The organism is Pseudomonas sp. JV241A, from assembly GCF_900275665.1.
GTDB classification, from domain to species: Bacteria; Pseudomonadota; Gammaproteobacteria; order Pseudomonadales; family Pseudomonadaceae; genus Aquipseudomonas; species Aquipseudomonas wadenswilerensis.
The window spans coordinates 108,445-128,808 of the sequence record NZ_OPYO01000029.1 but is presented as its reverse complement, the minus strand read 5'-3'; the positions used below and the strand labels follow the sequence as shown (position 1 = coordinate 128,808).

18 protein-coding genes are annotated in these 20,364 nt (G+C 62.6%); 17 read left to right on the top strand and 1 reads right to left on the bottom strand.

The features are described from left to right. Position 1 precedes the first annotated feature (1 nt). From lpxB to ispD, 10 genes are all read left to right on the top strand, one after another. Positions 2-1,129 carry a lipid-A-disaccharide synthase gene (lpxB, locus tag JV241A_RS19030; RefSeq protein WP_134064010.1) on the top strand — a complete coding sequence of 376 codons (1,128 nt, stop codon included), beginning with the start codon at positions 2-4 and terminating at the stop codon, positions 1,127-1,129. Next, positions 1,130-1,759: a ribonuclease HII gene (gene rnhB / locus JV241A_RS19025; protein ID WP_115088376.1), complete on the top strand. Its 630-nt coding sequence runs from the start codon at positions 1,130-1,132 to the stop codon at positions 1,757-1,759. Positions 1,760-1,867: 108 nt separating this feature from the next. Beyond that, positions 1,868-5,389 carry a DNA polymerase III subunit alpha gene (dnaE, locus tag JV241A_RS19020; protein ID WP_115088375.1) on the top strand — a complete coding sequence of 1,174 codons (3,522 nt, stop codon included), beginning with the start codon at positions 1,868-1,870 and terminating at the stop codon, positions 5,387-5,389. Positions 5,390-5,487: 98 nt separating this feature from the next. Further along, complete coding sequence (locus tag JV241A_RS19015; RefSeq protein WP_134064008.1) at positions 5,488-6,435, top strand: acetyl-CoA carboxylase carboxyltransferase subunit alpha; 948 nt, start codon at positions 5,488-5,490, stop codon at positions 6,433-6,435. Positions 6,436-6,549: 114 nt separating this feature from the next. After that, positions 6,550-7,845 carry a tRNA lysidine(34) synthetase TilS gene (tilS, locus tag JV241A_RS19010; RefSeq protein WP_134064006.1) on the top strand — a complete coding sequence of 432 codons (1,296 nt, stop codon included), beginning with the start codon at positions 6,550-6,552 and terminating at the stop codon, positions 7,843-7,845. Between the two features lie 271 nt (positions 7,846-8,116). After that, on the top strand, positions 8,117-9,745 hold the full coding sequence (locus JV241A_RS19005) for a CTP synthase (RefSeq protein WP_115088372.1): 1,629 nt from the start codon (positions 8,117-8,119) through the stop codon (positions 9,743-9,745). 3 nt (positions 9,746-9,748) lie between these two features. Continuing rightward, the gene (gene kdsA / locus JV241A_RS19000; RefSeq protein WP_134064004.1) at positions 9,749-10,594 is read left to right on the top strand and encodes a 3-deoxy-8-phosphooctulonate synthase; all 846 of its coding nucleotides are present in this window, start codon (positions 9,749-9,751) and stop codon (positions 10,592-10,594) included. 153 nt (positions 10,595-10,747) lie between these two features. Next, complete coding sequence (gene eno, locus JV241A_RS18995) at positions 10,748-12,037, top strand: phosphopyruvate hydratase (protein WP_134064002.1); 1,290 nt, start codon at positions 10,748-10,750, stop codon at positions 12,035-12,037. A gap of 161 nt (positions 12,038-12,198) precedes the next feature. Next, positions 12,199-12,477 carry a cell division protein FtsB gene (ftsB, locus tag JV241A_RS18990; protein ID WP_038996723.1) on the top strand — a complete coding sequence of 93 codons (279 nt, stop codon included), beginning with the start codon at positions 12,199-12,201 and terminating at the stop codon, positions 12,475-12,477. After that, positions 12,474-13,181 (top strand): 2-C-methyl-D-erythritol 4-phosphate cytidylyltransferase, encoded by a 708-nt coding sequence (gene ispD, locus JV241A_RS18985; RefSeq protein WP_115088369.1) that lies wholly within the window; start codon positions 12,474-12,476, stop codon positions 13,179-13,181. Before ftsB ends, ispD begins: the two co-directional genes overlap by 4 nt. A 60-nt stretch (positions 13,182-13,241) precedes the next feature. On the opposite strand, the gene JV241A_RS18980 is transcribed toward ispD, so the two are convergent. Next, complete coding sequence (locus JV241A_RS18980) at positions 13,242-14,138, bottom strand: LysR substrate-binding domain-containing protein (protein ID WP_115088368.1); 897 nt, start codon at positions 14,136-14,138, stop codon at positions 13,242-13,244. Positions 14,139-14,244: 106 nt separating this feature from the next. Between JV241A_RS18980 and JV241A_RS18975 the strand changes: the two genes are divergently transcribed. The 7 genes from JV241A_RS18975 to JV241A_RS18945 all read left to right on the top strand — a co-directional run bounded on the left by JV241A_RS18975 (position 14,245) and on the right by JV241A_RS18945 (position 20,315). Next, positions 14,245-15,357: an S-(hydroxymethyl)glutathione dehydrogenase/class III alcohol dehydrogenase gene (locus tag JV241A_RS18975; RefSeq protein ID WP_115088367.1), complete on the top strand. Its 1,113-nt coding sequence runs from the start codon at positions 14,245-14,247 to the stop codon at positions 15,355-15,357. A gap of 8 nt (positions 15,358-15,365) precedes the next feature. Further along, a complete protein-coding gene (gene fghA / locus JV241A_RS18970) occupies positions 15,366-16,220 on the top strand; it encodes an S-formylglutathione hydrolase (RefSeq protein WP_134064000.1) in 855 nt (284 codons plus the stop codon). 71 nt (positions 16,221-16,291) lie between these two features. Beyond that, positions 16,292-16,765 (top strand): 2-C-methyl-D-erythritol 2,4-cyclodiphosphate synthase, encoded by a 474-nt coding sequence (gene ispF, locus JV241A_RS18965; RefSeq protein ID WP_115088365.1) that lies wholly within the window; start codon positions 16,292-16,294, stop codon positions 16,763-16,765. Further along, positions 16,762-17,820, top strand: a complete 1,059-nt coding sequence (gene truD, locus JV241A_RS18960) for a tRNA pseudouridine(13) synthase TruD (RefSeq protein ID WP_134063998.1) — start codon at positions 16,762-16,764, stop codon at positions 17,818-17,820. The genes ispF and truD overlap by 4 nt, the downstream gene beginning before the upstream one ends. After that, positions 17,808-18,557: a 5'/3'-nucleotidase SurE gene (surE, locus tag JV241A_RS18955; RefSeq protein WP_115088363.1), complete on the top strand. Its 750-nt coding sequence runs from the start codon at positions 17,808-17,810 to the stop codon at positions 18,555-18,557. The genes truD and surE overlap by 13 nt, the downstream gene beginning before the upstream one ends. Then, positions 18,557-19,234: a protein-L-isoaspartate(D-aspartate) O-methyltransferase gene (locus JV241A_RS18950; RefSeq protein WP_115088362.1), complete on the top strand. Its 678-nt coding sequence runs from the start codon at positions 18,557-18,559 to the stop codon at positions 19,232-19,234. The genes surE and JV241A_RS18950 overlap by 1 nt, the downstream gene beginning before the upstream one ends. A gap of 181 nt (positions 19,235-19,415) precedes the next feature. Continuing rightward, the gene (locus JV241A_RS18945) at positions 19,416-20,315 is read left to right on the top strand and encodes a peptidoglycan DD-metalloendopeptidase family protein (RefSeq protein ID WP_115088361.1); all 900 of its coding nucleotides are present in this window, start codon (positions 19,416-19,418) and stop codon (positions 20,313-20,315) included. Positions 20,316-20,364 lie beyond the last annotated feature (49 nt).

The window sequence follows — 20,364 nt, the reverse complement described above, 5'->3', positions numbered from 1 at the left end:
TATGGCCGAGCTTTGTGTAGCGCTGGTGGCCGGTGAGGCCAGCGGCGATATTCTCGGCGCCGGGCTGATGCGCGCGCTCAGGGCGCGTCATCCGCAAGTACGCTTCATTGGCGTGGGTGGGCCGTTGATGCAGGCTGAAGGCCTGAGCTCGTACTTCCCCATGGAGCGCCTGGCGGTGATGGGCCTGGTCGAGGTGCTAGGGCGCCTGCGCGAGCTGCTCAAGCGTCGCAAGGAACTGATCCAGACCCTGATCGCCGAGCGTCCGGACGTCTTTATCGGTATCGATGCCCCGGATTTCACGCTCAATATCGAACTGAACCTGCGCAAGGCCGGGATCAAGACCGTGCATTACGTCAGCCCTTCGGTCTGGGCCTGGCGGCAGAAGCGCGTGCTGAAGATTCGCGAAGGCTGCGACCTGATGCTCACGCTGTTTCCGTTCGAAGCCAAATTCTATGAAGAGAAGGGTGTGCCGGTACGCTTTGTCGGCCATCCGCTGGCCGACAGCATTCCGCTGGACGCTGACCGTGCCGCTGCGCGCGAGCAGCTGGGCCTGGCTGAGGGGCCGCTGGTGGCGTTGATGCCGGGCAGCCGTGGCGGCGAAGTTGGTCGCCTGGGTGCGCTGTTCCTCGATACCGCCCAGCGCCTGTGCGAGCTGGTGCCGGGGGTGCGTTTCGTTTCCCCGTGCGCCAATGCCGAACGCCGTGCCCAGCTTGAGCAGATGCTCCAGGGCCGCGACTTGCCGGTGACCCTGCTTGACGGTCGCTCGCACCAGGCCCTGGCCGCCTGCGATGCGGTGCTGATCGCTTCCGGTACTGCGACCCTTGAAGCCTTGCTGTTCAAGCGGCCAATGGTCGTGGCCTATCGTTTGGCCCCGCTGACCTACTGGATTTTGAAACGCCTGGTAAAAAGCCCGTACGTGTCGCTGCCCAACCTGCTGGCCCAGCGCATGCTGGTGCCCGAGTTGCTGCAGGAAGCGGCCAGCGCCGAAGCGCTGGCCCAGACCCTGGCGCCGCTGGTGCATGGCGGTGTGCAGCAGACCGAAGGCTTTGACCAGATTCACCGTACCTTGCGCCGCGATGCCTCGAACCAGGCAGCTGACGCGGTGCTGACTCTGCTGGAAAACCGATAGATGCAAATGGGATTGGACTTCAACCTGGTCGAGGACCTGGTCGCCGGTGTCGACGAAGTGGGCCGTGGCCCGCTGTGCGGCGCAGTGGTGACCGCTGCGGTGATTCTCGACCCACAGCGGCCGATTCTGGGGCTCAACGACTCGAAAAAGCTCACCGAAGCCAAGCGTGAAAAGCTCTTTGACGAAATCTGTGAAAAAGCCCTGAGCTTCTGCATCGCCCGCGCCGAGGTCGAGGAAATCGACCAGCTCAATATCCTCCACGCCACCATGCTGGCCATGCAGCGTGCAGTCGAAGGCCTGAGCGTCACGCCGAAACTGGCGCTGATCGACGGTAACCGCTGCCCGCAGCTGTCGGTGCCGGCGGCACCGGTGGTCAAGGGCGATAGCCAGGTGCCGGCCATTGCGGCGGCGTCGATCCTGGCCAAGGTCACCCGTGACCGCGAGATGGCGGCGTTCGAGCTGATCTACCCCGGCTACGGCATCGGCGGGCACAAGGGCTACCCGACCCCGGTGCACCTCGAAGCCCTGGCGCGCCTGGGGCCGACGCCAATTCACCGGCGCTCGTTCGCACCGGTGCGTGCCGCTTTCGAAGCCCGCGATGCCATCAACGGCGGGTTTGCCGAGGTCTGACCGGACGCGACGGGCGTCAGTAGTCAGGATCGCCCCGCACTGGCTGTTGTTTTGATCAAGGCCCGGTACAATCCGGGCCTTGTTGTTTTGTGCTGCTATAGGATCATCATGTCGGCTTCTTTCGTTCATCTTCGCCTGCACACCGAATACTCGCTGGTCGATGGCCTGGTGCGGATCAAGCCGCTGGCCAAGGCATTGGCGGCGATGAACATGCCGGCGGTCGCGGTTACCGACCAGAGCAACATGTGCTCGCTGGTCAAGTTCTACAAGAACGCCATGGGCGCCGGTATCAAGCCGATCTGCGGTGCCGACCTGTGGCTGGCCAACAGCGACCCGGATGCACCGCTGTCGCGCATCTGCCTGTTGGCCATGGACGCCAAGGGCTACCGCAACCTTACCGAGTTGATTTCCCGCGGCTGGGTCGATGGCCAGCGCAATGGCCTGGTGATCATCGAGCGCCAGTGGATCGTTGAGGCCAGCGAGGGGCTGATTGCCCTGTCCGCGGCAAAGGAAGGCGACATCGGCATGGCGTTGCTCAATGGCAACCCGGATGAAGCCGAAGCGCTGCTGCGCGACTGGCTGCAGATGTTCCCGGAGCGCTTCTACGTCGAGGTGCAGCGCACCAACCGCGCCGGTGACGAAGAATACCTGCACGCCGCCGTGGCCCTGGCCGACAAGCTGGGCGCGCCGTTGGTGGCGACCAACGATGTACGCTTTATCAAGCAGTCCGACTACGACGCCCACGAAACCCGCGTGTGCATCGGTGAAGGCCGGGCCCTGGACGATCCGCGCCGTTCGCGTAACTACAGCGACCAGCAGTACCTGAAAAGCCCGGAGGAAATGGCCGAGCTGTTCAGCGACCTGCCCGAGGCGATTGCCAACACCGTCGAGATCGCCAAGCGCTGCAACATCCAGGTGCAGTTGGGCAAGCACTTCCTGCCCGACTTTCCGACGCCCAACGGCATGGGTATCGACGACTACCTGCGCCACGTTTCCCACGAGGGCCTGGAAGAGCGTCTGGCGGTACTGTGGCCGAAAGAAACCACGCCGAATTATGAAGAGAAGCGCCAGGTCTACCTCGACCGCTTGAAGTTCGAGCTGGATATCATCATCCAGATGGGCTTCCCCGGTTACTTCCTGATCGTTATGGACTTCATCAAGTGGGCCAAGAACAACGGCGTGCCGGTCGGCCCGGGCCGGGGTTCGGGTGCCGGCTCGCTGGTCGCCTACGTGCTGAAGATTACCGACCTCGACCCACTGGCTTATGACCTGCTGTTCGAACGTTTCCTCAATCCGGAACGGGTATCGATGCCCGACTTCGACGTCGACTTCTGCATGGACGGTCGCGACCGGGTAATCGAATACGTGGCCGACGCCTACGGGCGCAACGCCGTGAGCCAGATCATCACCTTCGGCACCATGGCCGCCAAGGCGGTGGTGCGTGACGTGGCGCGGGTGCAGGGCAAGTCCTACGGCCTGGCTGACCGCCTGTCGAAGATGATCCCCTTCGAAGTCGGCATGACCCTGGAAAAAGCCTACGAGCAGGAAGAGATCCTGCGCGATTTCCTCAAGAGCGACGAAGACGCCAAGGAAATCTGGGACATGGCCCTCAAGCTCGAGGGCGTCTGCCGGGGTACCGGTAAGCACGCCGGTGGTGTGGTTATCGCGCCGACCAAGCTCACCGACTTCTCGCCGATCGCCTGTGATGAAGAGGGCGGCGGCCTGGTCACCCAGTTCGACAAGGATGACGTCGAGGCCGCCGGCCTGGTGAAGTTCGACTTCCTGGGCCTGCGGACCCTGACCATCATCAAGTGGGCGATGGAAACCATCAACCGCGAACAGGCCAAGAAAGGCCTGGATGACCTGAACATCGACTTCATCCCGCTGGATGACAAAAAGACCTACGACCTGCTGCAAAAAGCTGAAACCACGGCGGTGTTCCAGCTTGAATCGCGGGGCATGAAGGAGCTGATCAAGAAGCTCAAGCCCGACTGCCTCGAAGACCTGATCGCACTGGTGGCGTTGTTCCGTCCCGGCCCGCTGCAATCGGGCATGGTTGACGACTTCATCAACCGTAAACACGGTCGTGCCGAACTGGCTTACCCGCATTCGGACTACCAGTACGAAGGCCTCAAGCCCGTTCTGGCCCCGACCTACGGCATCATCCTGTACCAGGAACAGGTGATGCAGATCGCCCAGGTGATGGCCGGTTACACCCTCGGCGGTGCGGACATGCTGCGCCGGGCCATGGGTAAGAAAAAACCCGAGGAAATGGCCAAGCAGCGCGGCGGTTTCATCGAAGGTTGTGCCAGCAACAACATCGATCCGGACCTCGCCGGTAACATTTTTGACCTGGTAGAGAAATTCGCCGGTTACGGCTTCAACAAATCCCACTCCGCCGCCTATGGCCTGGTCTCCTACCAGACCGCCTGGCTCAAGACCCACCACCCGGCGCCGTTCATGGCCGCGGTGCTGTCGGCGGATATGCACAACACCGACAAGGTCGTGACCTTGATCGAGGAAGTGCGCAGCATGAAGCTGCGCCTCGATGCGCCGGATGTGAACACCTCCGACTTCAAGTTCACCGTCAATGACGACGGCCGCATCGTCTATGGCCTGGGCGCGATCAAGGGCGTGGGCGAGGGGCCAGTCGAGGCTATCGTCGAAGCCCGCGCGACGGGGCCGTTCAAGGACCTGTTCGACTTCTGCGAGCGGGTCGACCTCAAGCGCATCAACAAGCGCACCCTCGACGCGCTGATCCGCAGTGGCGCGCTGGACCGCCTGGGGCCGTACTTCCACGATGAACTCAAGGCCTACCAGGCCAACATCGACCGCAACCGCGCAGTGCTGCTGTCCGCGATGGAAGAGGCGATCAAGGCGGCCGAGCAGACCGCACGTACTGCCGACAGTGGTCACGCCGACCTGTTTGGCGGGCTGTTCGTCGAAGAGGATGCCGACGTCTACGCCAACCACCGCAAGGCCCGCGAGCTGACCCTCAAGGAGCGCCTGCGTGGTGAAAAAGACACCCTGGGCCTGTACCTGACCGGTCACCCGATCGACGAGTACGAAGGCGAGATCCGCCGCTTTGCCCGCCAGCGCATCATTGACCTGAAACCTGCACGCGACACCCAGACTGTCGCCGGGATGATCATTGCCCTGCGCGTCATGAAGAACAAGAAGGGCGACAAGATGGGTTTTGTCACCCTCGACGACCGCTCCGGGCGGATCGAGGCTTCGCTGTTTGCCGACGCCTTCATGGCCAACCAGGCGCTGCTGCAGACCGATGCTATGGTGGTGGTTGAAGGCGAGGTCAGCAACGATGATTTCTCCGGCGGCCTGCGCCTGCGGGTCAAGCGGGTGATGAGCATGGAAGATGCCCGCACCAACCTGGCCGAAAGCCTGCGCCTGAAGGTGCACACCGATGCCCTCAAGGGCGACCGCCTGAACTGGCTGGGTGAGCTGTTCAAGCGTCATCGCGGCGCCTGCCCGATCACCATGGAATACACCGGCAGCGATGCCAAGGCCATGCTGCAGTTCGGCGAAAGCTGGCGTATCGACCCTGCCGATGGCCTGATTCAGGCCCTGCGTGACCAGTTCGGACGTGAGAACGTCTTTTTGCAATATCGATGAATTTTTAATCTCGACCTGAATGCGCCCGATCCCTTAAGGTAGGGCGCCAAACGGATCAACCGGCCGGCCGCCTGGCCGTAGACCCAAGACGGATGCCTATGAACCCGAATTTTCTGGATTTCGAACAGCCGATTGCTGACCTGCAAGCCAAAATCGAAGAGCTGCGCCTGGTTGGCAATGACAACTCGCTGAACATCGGCGATGAGATCGCCCGTCTGCAAGACAAGAGCAGCACCCTGACCGAAAGCATTTTCGGCAACCTGACCAGTTGGCAGATCGCCCGCCTGGCCCGTCACCCGCGCCGTCCGTACACCCTGGACTACATCGAGCACATCTTCACCGAGTTCGACGAGCTGCACGGTGACCGTCACTTCTCCGATGACGCCGCGATCGTGGGTGGTATCGCCCGCCTGGACGACAAGCCGGTGATGGTCATCGGCCACCAGAAAGGCCGCGAAGTCCGCGAGAAGGTTCGCCGCAACTTCGGCATGCCGCGCCCTGAAGGCTACCGCAAGGCGTGCCGCCTGATGGAAATGGCCGAGCGTTTCAAAATGCCGATCCTGACCTTCATCGACACCCCGGGTGCCTACCCAGGCATCGACGCCGAAGAGCGCAACCAGAGCGAAGCCATTGCCTGGAACCTGCGGGTCATGGCCCGCCTGAAAACCCCGATCATCGCCACCGTAATTGGTGAAGGTGGTTCCGGCGGTGCACTGGCCATCGGTGTCTGCGACCAGCTGAACATGCTGCAGTACTCGACCTACTCGGTGATCTCGCCGGAAGGTTGCGCCTCGATCCTGTGGAAGACCGCCGAAAAGGCCTCGGACGCTGCCGAAGCCATGGGTATCACTGCCGAGCGCCTGAAAGGCCTGGGTATCGTCGACAAGGTCATCGCCGAGCCTCTGGGCGGCGCGCACCGTGATCCGGCGAAGATGTCCGCCAGCGTTCGCGGCGAGCTGATCGAGCAACTGGACATGCTCAAGAAGTTCGACAACGACGCGCTGCTCAAGCGCCGTTATGACCGTCTGATGAGCTACGGGCTCTGATCTGACAATCGCGGGTCAAGCCCGCTCCCACAGGAATTGGATTCACTGCCTGACCTGTGGGAGCTGGCTTTGCCAGCGAACGAGTGCGCAGCACTCGTAAAAGAGGTCTACCCGATGCTCGATCTCTACTCAAGGCTGTCCCCCTGGCTCACCGCCCCCTCCTGGTGCATCGCCCTCTCCGGCGGCCTGGACTCCACCGTCCTCCTGCACCTGCTGGCAACCCTGTCCCGCCAGCAAACCTTGCCTCCACTGCGCGCCATTCACATCCACCACGGCTTGCAAGCTGCGGCTGATGCCTGGCCGGATCATTGCCAGCGCCTGTGCGACGATCTGGGTGTCGAACTGCAGGTCATCCGTGTGCAGGTCGCCCCCCGCGCCAGCATCGAACAGGGCGCCCGTGATGCGCGCTACGCCGCTTTCAGCACTGCCTTGTGTCCCGGCGAAATCCTCCTGACCGGCCAGCACCGCGAAGACCAGGCTGAAACCCTGCTGTTTCGCCTGTTGCGCGGTGCCGGGCTGCGTGGCCTGAGCGCGATGCCCGAGCGGCGGCCGCTAGGGCAGGGCATGTTGGTGCGGCCGTTGCTGGGCGTTTCGCGCAACGAGCTGCAGTGCTACGCCCAGGAACAGCACCTGACCTGGATCGAAGACCCGTCCAACCACGACACGCAGTTCTCCCGCAACTACCTGCGTCACCAGGTGTTCCCGGCGCTCTTGCAGCGCTGGCCGCAAGCGGCGCAAAACCTGGCACGCAGCGCCCAGCACCTGAGCGAAGCCCAGAGCCTGCTCGATGAGCTGGCGCTGGAGGATCTGGCCCAGGCTGCGATCCCGGCACCGTTCGACTGGCTAGGCCTGGACTCGCTGGACCTCGGGGTGCTGCGCCAGCTATCCCCGGCCCGTCAGCGCAACGCCCTGCAGTACTGGCTGGCCCCGCGCACACGCTTGCCCGATAGTCGCCACTGGGCCGGTTGGGACGCCCTGCGCGATGCAGCATCCGACGGACGGCCACTGTGGTGCCTGACCGACGGTGAGCTGCATCGCGCCAATGCACGTATCTGGTGGCTGGAGGGGGATTGGCTGAACCCTGCAGGCGGCCAGGCGGCGTGGCCGAATCCGGGCAAACCGCTGTCGTTGAGCCATAACGGCAGCGTCAGCCTCAGCGGCACGTTGCCGCAGGGGCCATTGCACATTGCCTACCGCCAGGGCGGCGAAACCCTGGCAATCAACGGCCGCGGCCAGCGTGATCTGAAGCGCCTGCTCAACGAGTCGCAGCTGCCGTCATTCGTCCGTTCGCGCCTGCCGTTGCTGTATTGTGGCGAGCAATTGCTGGCGGTGGCCAACCTGCCGGGGTTGAGCCAGGGTGACTGGCAATTGCACTGGCATGCGCCGACGAGCGAGCAAGGTTTGAGATGAAAGGCACATTCGGGTAGACTACGCTCCCTTCTTGATACAGCTTCTGTGGCTTCCCCGAAATCACAGCAGTTGCCGATTACCAAGCAGTTTTTTGCTGGGCGATTCTAAAAATGTTTAGCGAGCTCCTAACCGGGTATCCAACCCCCGGTGTGACCAGACGCGGCAGTTTTTTAAGATGCACTGTGATTGACGCAGGTGATCGGGGGCTTCGGCCTTCCTTCGCTTTCCCCGGCGGCACTGACCGCTTTAACGCAGACTTCTAGGGTTTTTCATGACGCGCTACATATTCGTCACGGGCGGTGTTGTTTCTTCATTGGGGAAAGGCATTGCCTCGGCTTCATTGGCGGCCATCCTGGAGGCGCGGGGGCTCAAGGTCACCATGCTCAAGCTGGACCCGTACATCAACGTCGACCCGGGCACCATGAGCCCGTTCCAGCACGGTGAAGTGTTCGTCACCCACGACGGTGCCGAGACCGACCTGGACCTGGGCCACTACGAGCGGTTCATCCGCACGACCATGACCCAGAACAACAACTTCACCACCGGCCGTATCTACGAGCACGTGCTGCGCAAGGAGCGCCGTGGTGATTACCTGGGCGCGACCATCCAGGTCATTCCGCACATCACCGACGAGATCAAGCGCCGCATCATCAAGGGTGCCGGCGATGCCGACGTGGCCCTGGTGGAAATCGGCGGTACCGTGGGTGACATCGAGTCGCAACCGTTCCTCGAGGCTATCCGTCAGCTGCGCGTCGAAGTGGGCTCCAAGCGCGCCATGCTGATGCACCTGACCCTGGTCCCGTACATCGCCACCGCTGGCGAGACCAAGACCAAGCCGACCCAGCACTCGGTCAAGGAGCTGCGCTCCATCGGCCTGCAGCCGGACGTGCTGATCTGCCGCTCCGACCATCCGGTGGATGTGTCTTCGCGCCGCAAGATCGCCCTGTTCACCAACGTCGAAGAGCGTGCGGTGATCTCCCTGGAAGACGTCGACACCATCTACAAGATCCCGGCCGTGCTGCACGCCCAGGGCCTGGATGACTTCGTCGTCGAGCGTTTCGGCCTGCAATGCAACGGTGCCGACCTGTCCGAGTGGGAAAAGGTCGTCGACGCCAAGCTCAACCCCGAGCACGAAGTCACCATCGCCATGGTCGGCAAGTACATGGAGCTGCTGGACGCCTACAAGTCGCTGATCGAAGCGATGAGCCATGCTGGCATCCAGAACCGTACCAAGGTCAACCTGCGCTACATCGACTCCGAAGACATCGAGAACCAGGGCACCAGCCTGCTCGAAGGCGCCGATGCCATTCTGGTTCCAGGTGGTTTCGGCCTGCGTGGCGTCGAAGGCAAGATCACGGCCGTGCAGTACGCTCGCGAGAACAAAGTCCCGTACCTGGGTATCTGCCTGGGCATGCAAGTGGCGGTCATCGAGTTCGCCCGTAACGTCATGGGCTGGAAAGATGCCAACTCCACCGAGTTCGATCGCAACAGCGGTCACCCGGTCGTCGGCCTGATCACCGAGTGGGAAGATGCCACCGGCGCGGTCGAAACCCGTACCGAAGCTTCGGACCTCGGCGGCACCATGCGTCTGGGCGCCCAGGAGTGCCAATTGGCAAGCGGCTCCAAGGTCCACGATTGCTACGCCAAGGACGTGATCGTCGAGCGTCATCGTCACCGTTACGAAGTGAACAACAAACTGCTGCCGCAGCTGGTTGAAGCCGGCCTGAAAGTCTCCGGTCGTTCCGGCGACGGTGCGCTGGTCGAAGTGGTCGAGTCCCAGGATCATCCATGGTTCGTCGCTTGCCAGTTCCACCCGGAGTTCACCTCGACCCCGCGTGACGGCCATCCGCTGTTCAGCGGTTTCGTCAAGGCGGCACTGGCTCAAAAGAACAAGGCCTGATACATGACCCAGAAGATCATTCGCGTCGGTAACATCGAGATCGCCAACGACAAGCCGTTCGTCCTGTTCGGCGGCATGAACGTGCTGGAATCCCGTGACCTGGCCATGAAGGTCTGCGAAGAGTACGTGCGGGTTACCGAGAAGCTCGGTATCCCCTACGTGTTCAAGGCCAGCTTCGACAAGGCCAACCGTTCGTCGATCAACTCCTACCGTGGCCCGGGCCTGGAAGAGGGGATGAAGATCTTCGAGGAGATCAAGAAGACCTTCAACGTGCCGGTCATCACCGACGTGCACGAGCCTGAGCAGGCTGCCGCGGTGGCCAAGGTCTGCGACATCATCCAGTTGCCGGCCTTTCTCTCGCGCCAGACCGACCTGGTCGTGGCCATGGCCAAGACTGGCACGGTGATCAACATCAAGAAAGCCCAGTTCCTTGCACCCCAGGAAATGAAACACATCCTGACCAAGTGCGAAGAAGCCGGTAACGATCAGTTGATCCTCTGCGAGCGTGGTTCGAGCTTCGGCTACAACAACCTGGTGGTGGACATGCTCGGCTTCGGCGTCATGAAGCAGTTCGAGTACCCGGTGTTCTTCGACGTGACCCACTCCCTGCAGATGCCGGGTGGCCGCGCCGATTCCGCCGGTGGTCGCCGCGCCCAGGTCACCGACCTGGCCAAGGCGGGCCTGAGCCAGGGCCTGGCCGGCCTGTTCCTCGAGGCGCATCCGGATCCGGACAACGCCAAGTGTGACGGTCCATGCGCCCTGCGCCTGGACAAACTGGAGCCTTTCCTGGCCCAGCTCAAGCAACTTGATGACCTGGTGAAGAGTTTTCCGACGGTAGAAACCGCGTAATCCTCGATTCTCCGGTAAAGTACCCCCCGTTCAACCTCTGACCCTCGGGTCAGGGGTCTGCTTTCGCCGGGCCTGCCTGTTTCAAATTGCCCGGCGAGCGGCAAGATTTTTCTCAGCTGCGTTGTTTTCGTCAATTCTGGAGTGCTTACAACAATGGCAAAAATCGTCGACATCAAAGGTCGTGAAGTTCTCGATTCGCGTGGTAACCCCACCGTAGAAGCGGACGTACTGCTCGACAACGGCATCATCGGCAGCGCCTGCGCGCCGTCCGGTGCTTCCACTGGCTCGCGCGAAGCGCTGGAGCTGCGTGATGGCGACAAGAGCCGTTACATGGGCAAGGGCGTACTGAAGGCAGTTGCCAACATCAACGGCCCGATCCGCGACCTGCTGCTGGGCAAGGACCCGGTTGACCAGAAAGCCCTCGACCGCGCCATGATCGAGCTGGACGGTACCGAGAGCAAAGCCAAGCTGGGCGCCAACGCCATCCTCGCCGTGTCCCTGGCTGCCGCCAAGGCCGCTGCCCAGGATCAGGACCTGCCGCTGTACGCGCACATTGCCAACCTCAACGGCACCCCGGGCCAGTACTCGATGCCGGTTCCGATGATGAACATCATCAACGGCGGCGAGCACGCCGACAACAACGTCGACATCCAGGAGTTCATGGTTCAGCCGGTTGGCGCCAAGACCTTCTCCGACGCGCTGCGCATGGGCACCGAGATTTTCCATCACCTCAAGGCTGTGCTGAAGGCCCGTGGCCTGAACACCGCTGTCGGTGACGAAGGTGGTTTCGCGCCTAACCTGGCCTCCAACGAAGACGCACTGTCGGCCATCGCCGAAGCCGTCGCCAACGCCGGTTACAAGCTGGGCACCGACGTGACCCTGGCCCTGGACTGCGCGGCCAGCGAATTCTACGAAGACGGCAAGTACAACCTGTCCGGTGAAGGCAAGTCCTTCGACGCCGCCGGTTTTGCCGACTACCTCAAAGGCCTGACCGAGCGTTTCCCGATCATCTCGATCGAAGACGGCCTGGACGAGTCCGACTGGGCTGGCTGGAAGATTCTGACCGACAAGATCGGTGACAAGGTGCAACTGGTCGGCGACGACCTGTTCGTGACCAACACCAAGATCCTGAAAGAAGGCATCGACAAGAGCATCGCCAACTCGATCCTGATCAAGTTCAACCAGATCGGCTCGCTGACCGAAACCCTGGAGGCCATCCAGATGGCCAAGGCTGCTGGTTACACCGCAGTGATCTCGCACCGTTCGGGCGAAACCGAAGACTCGACCATTGCCGACCTGGCCGTGGGTACCGCTGCCGGTCAGATCAAGACCGGTTCGCTGTGCCGTTCCGACCGCGTCTCCAAGTACAACCAGCTGCTGCGTATCGAAGAGCAACTGGGCAGCAAGGCTGTGTACCGTGGCCGTGCCGAGTTTCGCGGCTAAGCAAGAGATGGTAAAAAGACAGCAGCAAAGCGGCGCCGAATGGTCATACTGATCGTTCAGAGGCCCTTGCTGCAGGTGTCTGAACACAAAGCCTGGCTTCGGCCAGGCTTCGTGCCATCAGCGACCTGCAGATGTGGCGGTCTTTTCCACTGGATACCCTGATGCGCAGTCCTTATTGGTTGTTCCTCGTCTTGCTCCTGCTGCTCGGTGGCCTGCAGTATCGTCTGTGGGTGGGCAATGGCAGCCTGGCCCAGGTCACCGAACTCAAGCAACAGATCGCTGACCAGCACGCTGAAAACGAGCGTTTGCTGGAGCGTAACCGCGTGCTTGATGCCGAAGTGCTGGAGCTGAAGAAAGGTATGGAAACCGTCGAAGAACGGGCTCGCCACGAACTGGGTATGGTCAAGGAGGGTGAAACCCTCTACCAGCTTGCCCAATGAACCAGACCTTGCCGGCCTTCTGGGCCGTGATTCCCGCCGCGGGCGTCGGTGCCCGCATGGCTGCCGACCGTCCCAAGCAGTACCTGCAATTGGGCGGGCAGACCATTCTCGAGCATAGCCTCGACTGTTTTCTTGACCATCCCTGTGTCAAAGGGGTGGTAGTCAGCGTTGCCGCTGACGATCCTTTCTGGCCCGGTTTGCGTTGCGCCAGCGACCCACGCATCCAGCGCGCCGAAGGCGGCCAGGAGCGTGCCGATTCGGTGCTCAACGCCTTGTTGTTGCTGCACGCCCAGGGCGCGGCGGATTCCGACTGGGTGCTGGTGCACGACGCCGCCCGGCCGAACCTGGCACGCAGTGACCTCGACCGCCTGCTGGCGGAGCTTGCCGATGATCCGGTGGGTGGGCTGCTGGCGGTGCCGGCGCGCGACACGCTCAAGCGCGCGGATGCCAATGGCCGGGTCAGCACCACTATCGACCGCAGCACCGTCTGGCAGGCCTATACGCCACAGATGTTTCGCCTCGGTGCCTTGCATAGGGCCCTGGCCGACAGCCTGGTGGCCGATGTGGCGATTACCGACGAGTCTTCGGCTATCGAATGGGCCGGGCAGGCGCCGCGCTTGATCGAAGGGCGCAGCGACAACATCAAGGTCACCCGCCCCGAAGACCTGGAGTGGCTGCGCCAGCGCTGGGCCAAGCGCGGTTGAGCACTCTTCGCGGGGCAAGCCCGCTCCTACAGTAGGAGCGGGCTTGCCCCGCGATGCTTTTCAGGCACCTCGATACTCAGGCAGTAACGCCAATCCCTCGCGCAGATAATCCACCAGCTTGCGCACCTTCGGCGACAGATGCCGCTGCTGCGGATACAGCGCCCACACCGCTGTATTCGGCGGCTGATGCCCCTCAAGCAGCGACACCAGCGCGCCGCTTTTGAGGTGTTCGAGTACGTAATAGTCTGGCAACTGACATAAGCCCATTCCCTGCAACGCCGCATCCAGCACCGCCTGGCCACTGTTGCAGCGCCAGTTGCCTTGAACCCGTTGGCCAATTTCCCGCCCGTCCAGTTGCAGTGCCCAGCTGTCGGCGCTGCCGATCAGGCAATTGTGCCGCGCCAGCTCCGACAGGCTGTGGGGCCGGCCGTAGCGTTCCAGATAGGCAGGTGACGCACACAGGTACATGCGCCGTGGCGCCAGGCGCGTCGCCACCAGCCGCGAATCCTGCAAACGGCCCAGGCGAATCGCCAGGTCCATGCCTTCATGCACCAGGTCCAGGGGACGGTTGCTCAGTTCGATGTCCACCCGCAATTGCGGATACAGCGCCATGAAACGCGTCACCAGCGGCACGATAAAGCGTTCGCCATAGGCCACGGCGCAGGTCATGCGCAGCAGGCCCTTGGGTTCGCTGGTCAGGTCGCCCATGGCGCGCAAGGCTTCTTCGCGGCCATCCTGCAGGCGTTGGCAGTGTTGCAGGAAGGTCTGCCCGGCTTCGCTCAAGGTCACCCGCCGGGTGCTGCGATACAGCAGGCGGGTTTGCAGGCGCTCTTCAAGGCGGGCGATCTGCCGGCTGACGTGGGACGATGACACCCCCAGGCGCTCGGCGGCAGCAGTGAACTGCCCGGACTCGGCGACCGCAACGAACTCGTCGATGCCTTCCCAGCGATTGCTCATTGATTATCCCTGTGCAGCAATAATGTTTTGTCTTTGCCTGGATTATTCATCAAATAACGATGAATTACACTGCAAGCCTGAACTGACCCTTTGCTGGAGAAGATTGATGATCAAGTCCCGTGCCGCCGTTGCCTTCGAGGCCAAGAAACCGCTGGAGATCGTCGAAGTCGACGTGGCCATGCCCAAGGCCGGCGAGGTGCTGCTGCGCGTGGTCGCCAGCGGTGTCTGCCATACCGACGCCTACACCTTGTCCGGTGCCGACCCGGAAGGCATCTTCCCGTCGATCCTTGGCCATGAAGGCGGTGCCATTGTCGAAGCCATCGGTGAGGGTGTGACCTCGGTTGCTGTCGGCGATCACGTGATCCCGCTGTACACCCCCGAGTGCGGCCAGTGCAAGTTCTGCCGCTCCGGCAAGACCAACCTGTGCCAGGCCATCCGCGCAACCCAGGGCAAGGGCCTGATGCCCGACGGCACCACGCGTTTCTCCTACAAGGGCCAGCAGCTGTTCCACTACATGGGTACCTCGACCTTTTCCGAGTACACCGTGCTGCCGGAAATCTCCGTGGCCAAGATCCAGAAAGAAGCGCCGCTGGAGAAGGTCTGCCTGCTCGGTTGCGGCGTGACCACCGGTATCGGTGCGGTGCTCAATACCGCCAAGGTCAAGCCGGGCGACACCGTGGCCATCTTCGGCCTGGGCGGCATCGGCCTGTCGGCGATCATCGGTGCGGTCAAGGCCAAGGCTTCGCGGATCATTGCCGTTGACATCAATCCGGGCAAGTTCGAAATCGCCAAGCAGCTGGGCGCCACCGACTGCGTCAACCCGAAAGACTATGACCGCCCGATCCAGGACGTGATCGTCGACCTCACCGATGGCGGTGTGGACTTCTCCTTCGAGTGCGTGGGCAACGTGCAACTGATGCGTGCGGCGCTGGAATGCTGCCACAAGGGCTGGGGCGAGTCGGTGATCATCGGCGTTGCCGGTGCCGGCCAGGAAATCGCCACCCGTCCGTTCCAGCTGGTTACCGGACGGGTCTGGCGCGGTTCGGCCTTCGGTGGCGTGCGTGGCCGCAGCGAGCTGCCAAGCTATGTGGAGATGTCGGAAAAAGGCGAGATCCCGCTGGATACCTTCATCACCCACACCATGGGCCTGGAAGACATCAACAAGGCATTTGACCTGATGCACGAAGGCAAGAGCATTCGCAGCGTCATCCACTTCTGAGGTCTGCCATGAGCCTGGAAAACATCTCTTGCCAGAAGAGCTTCGGCGGCTGGCATAAACGCTACCGCCATCGCTCCCAGGTGCTCGGTTGCGACATGGTGTTTGCCGTGTACCTGCCACCGCAGGCCGAGCAGGGCGGCAAGCTGCCGGTGCTGTACTGGCTGAGCGGCCTGACCTGCACCGACGAAAATTTCATGCAGAAGGCCGGTGCACACAAGCTGGCTGCCGAGCTGGGATTGATCATCGTCGCCCCCGACACCAGCCCGCGTGGCCCGCAGGTGCCGGCTGATCCGGACGGCGCCTGGGATTTTGGCCTGGGTGCCGGTTTCTACCTCAACGCTACCGAGCAACCCTGGGCCCAGCACTACCGCATGCACGACTATGTGGTGGAGGAGCTGCCGGCGTTGGTCGAGGCGCATTTCCCGGCTTCCGACCAGCGCGGTATCAGTGGTCATTCCATGGGCGGCCATGGCGCGCTGGTCTGCGCCCTGCGCAACCCCGGACGTTACCGTTCGGTGTCGGCGTTCGCGCCGATCAGCAACCCGATGGATTGCCCCTGGGGGCAGAAGGCCTTCAGCCGTTACCTGGGTGAGGACCGTACACGCTGGCGCGAATGGGATGCCAGCGTGTTGCTTGCCCAAGCCAGCGAGCGCTTGCCGCTGCTGGTTGACCAGGGCGATCGCGATGACTTCCTCGACAATCAGCTCAAACCGCAGATGCTGGAGCAGGTTGCAAGGGCGGCGGGCCATCCGCTGACCTTGCGGCTGCAGCCGGGGTATGACCACAGCTACTACTTCATCGCCAGCTTCATCGATGACCACTTGCGTCATCATGCCGCAGCGCTGACAGGTGCGGGTAACTGATCCTACAAATCAAGCCCAAGCGCCGGCAAAGCAGGTAGAATCACGCCCTGACTCAATCAGGGCGTTTTTTTATGCGTATTGGCCACGGCTACGATGTGCACCGCTTCGCGGAAGGCGATTTCATCACCTTGGGTGGGGTGCGCATTGCGCACAAGTTCGGGCTGCTGGCCCATTCCGATGGCGACGTCCTGCTGCACGCCCTGAGCGATGCCCTGCTTGGCGCTGCGGCGCTGGGCGATATCGGCAAGCACTTCCCCGACACCGATCCGCAGTTCAAGGGCGCCGACAGCCGCGTGCTGCTGCGCCACGTGGTGCAGATCGTCCAGGCCAAGGGCTGGAAGGTCGGCAATGTCGACGCCACCATCGTCGCCCAGGCGCCGAAGATGGCCCCGCATATCGACACCATGCGCCAGTTGATCGCCCAAGACCTGCAGGTCGAGCTGGACCAGGTCAACGTCAAGGCCACCACCACCGAAAAACTCGGCTTCACCGGGCGTGAGGAAGGCATTGCCGTTCACGCCGTTGCCCTGTTGCTGCCGGCATGACCGAACTCGAACTGCTGGGCCCGCGTGCCGCGGGCGAAGCGCTGGGCAGCGCAATCCTCAAGGCGACCGCTGAAGACTTCCAGGTCGATGAAGTGCTCGACATTCCCCTGAGCGGGGCCGGTGAACACTTGTGGCTGTGGGTCGAAAAACGTGACCTGAATACCGAAGAGGCGGCCCGTCGCCTGGCCCGCGCCGCCGGTGTGCCGGTACGCAGCATCAGCTACGCCGGCCTCAAGGATCGCCAGGCCCTGACCCGCCAGTGGTTCAGCCTGCACCTGCCGGGCAAGGCCGACCCGGACCTGAGCGCGGCCGAAAACAAAACCCTGAGTATCCTCAAACAGGCCCGCCACTCGCGCAAACTGCAGCGTGGCGCGCATTCGGCCAACGGTTTTACCTTGCGCCTGACGGGCCTTAAGGCTGAGCGTGCGGCCCTGGATGCACGACTTGAGCAGATCCGCAGCCAGGGCGTACCGAACTATTTCGGCACCCAGCGCTTCGGTCATGGTGGTGGCAATGTGCACGATGCCCGCGACTGGGCCAGCCGCCAGGCGCTGCCGGAACAACGTAACGTCCGTTCGAGGCTGCTTTCCAGCGCCCGCAGCTATCTGTTCAACCAGGTGCTGGCCCAGCGTGTCGCCGATGGCAGCTGGCAGCAGGCCCAGGTCGGTGATCTGCTGGCGTTTACCGACAGCCGCAGCTTTTTTCCGGCGGGCGAGGCCGAATGTTCCGATCCGCGCCTGGCGATTCTTGACCTGCACCCTACCGGTCCGCTGTGGGGCGAAGGGCAGTCGGGCGCCACGGGTGCGGCCGGCGAGCTCGAACAACGTATCGGTGAGCAGCATGCGGCTTTGTGCCAGTGGCTGGCCCGGGCGGGCATGAGTCACGAACGACGCATTCTGCGACTGCCCATTAGCGGGCTGACGTGGCATTATCCCGAGCCTGATATCCTGCAACTGGAATTCGTCCTTCCGGCCGGATGCTTCGCCACCGTGGTGGTGCGCGAGCTTGTTGATCTGGTGCCGGCAGGGCAGACGGACAGCCCATGCGTATTCTGATTTCGAACGACGACGGGGTTACCGCACCCGGTCTCGCCGCGCTGCATGCTGCGCTGGCGGATTATGCCGAATGTGTGGTGATCGCCCCGGACCAGGACAAAAGCGGCGCCAGCAGTTCGCTGACGCTTGATCGGCCGTTGTGCCCGCAAACCCTGGCCAATGGTTTTATCAGCCTCAACGGCACGCCGACCGATTGCGTCCACCTGGGCCTCAACGGCCTGCTGGAGACCACCCCGGACATGGTGGTGTCGGGTATCAACCTGGGGGCCAACCTGGGCGATGACGTGCTGTATTCCGGCACCGTGGCCGCCGCTCTCGAGGGGCGCTTTCTCGGCGGTACCTCGTTCGCTTTCTCGTTGCTCTCGCGCCTGCCCGACAACCTGCCGACGGCCGCCTATTTCGCGCGTAAACTGGTCGAGGCCCATACCAGCCTCGAGCTGCCGCCGCGCACGGTACTCAACGTCAACATCCCCAACCTGCCGCTGGAGCACATCCGCGGCATCCAGTTGACCCGCCTGGGCCATCGCGCACGCGCAGCGGCGCCGACCAAGGTGGTCAACCCGCGGGGCAAGGAAGGCTACTGGATCGCCGTGGCGGGTGATGCCGAAGACGGTGGCCCGGGTACGGATTTCCATGCGGTGATGCAGGGCTATGTCTCGATCACCCCGCTGCAGCTCGACCGGACCTTCAACGATGCCTTCGAGCGCCTCGATGGCTGGCTGGAGGGATTACTCTGATGCGCGAACAGGATGATCTGATGCGCCATGGTATCGGTTTTACCTCTGAGCGAACCCGCGAGCGGCTGATCAAGCGCCTGATCGAAGAAGGGGTGTCCAACCCCAAGGTGATCGACGTACTGCGCCGTACGCCCCGTCACCTGTTCGTCGATGAAGCCTTGGCCCACCGTGCCTACGAAGACACGGCGTTGCCGATTGGCAACAACCAGACCATCTCCCAGCCGTTCATGGTTGCGCACATGAGCGAACTGCTGCTCGAAGCCGGCCCGTTGGACAAGGTGCTGGAGATCGGCACCGGGTCCGGTTACCAGACCGCGATTCTCGCGCAACTGGTCGAGCGGGTATTTTCGGTGGAGCGCATCAAGGTTTTGCAGGATCGCGCCAAGGAGCGCCTGATCGAGCTGAACCTGCGCAACGTGGTATTCCGCTGGGGCGATGGCTGCGAGGGCTGGCCGGCACTGGCGCCGTACAACGGCATCATCGTCACCGCCGTGGCGCCAGAGGTGCCCCAGGCCTTGCTCGACCAGCTTGCCCCGGGCGGGCGCATGGTCATACCGGTGGGGCCGGCCGGCGAGACCCAGCAATTGATGCTGATCGTGCGTGAAGAGCACGGTTTCTCGCGACGGGTACTGGGCGCCGTGCGTTTTGTGCCATTGCTGACCGGGCCACTGGCCTGACCGGGCTTTTTTTTCGCTCGGGCGAATTTCGGCGGCATTGCCCTGTCTATCTGGCGGGCTACCATAGTCTGTTGCAGATCACGTTTGGCACAAGGCCTGACGTCCGCAGGGCGGCGCGCTCGGGTATAATTGCAACAATATTGCATTTCTAACATCGGTCACCATTTAGAGGGAGCGGCGGGTGGGTCACACAATCATTCGGCAGCGCAAGGATCCATCAAGCTTCAAGCTTCTGCTGATTGCACTGGCCGTGGGCACGCTGGTGACGGGGTGCTCCAGCACGTCCTCCAACAGCGTTCGCGTGGTCGATCGCAACAACGCCGCCCCTAAACGCCCCGTGGTCACCACCGGTCAGTACGTGGTGCGTCCCGGTGATACGCTGTTTTCCATTGCCTTTCGCTATGGCTGGGACTACAAGGCCCTGGCCGCGCGTAACGGTATCGCACCGCCGTATACCATTCGCCCGGGCCAGGCGATCCGTTTCGACGGCCGCTCCAGTGGCCCGGCGCCGGTTGCCGGCACCACAGTGGTGACCAGCTCGCCATCGTCCTCGAGCAAGACCACCATCATCAAGCGTCCGCTGGACAGCACCGGCAAGCCGATAACGCCTCCGGCCACTACAGCGCCTGCAACCACGCCAAACACCCCGCCAGTTGCCCCGGTGGTGGCTACCACCGCACCCGTGCAAGTCCCCCCTGCAGGGCGCTCCACGGCCGGCTGGGCCTGGCCGGCCAACGGCGTGTTGATTGGAAAATTTGCTTCAAACGGTAGTTTGAATAAAGGCATTGATATCGCCGGTGATTTGGGACAGCCTGTTTTTGCTGCATCTGATGGTTCGGTTGTCTACGCCGGGAGTGGCTTGCGGGGCTACGGCGAGTTGGTAATCATCAAGCACAACGATACCTACGTCAGTGCCTACGGCCACAACCGCAGGCTTTTGGTTCGGGAGGGACAGCAGGTCAAGGTAGGGCAGACAATTGCCGAAATGGGGTCCACGGGTACTGACCGGGTGAAGCTTCATTTTGAAATTCGCCGCCAGGGCAAACCTGTCGATCCGCTGCAATTCCTGCCACGTCGTTGATTGCTAGGCCCGGCCTGTTCCTCGCGTAGAGGGGACAGGCTCCAGCGCT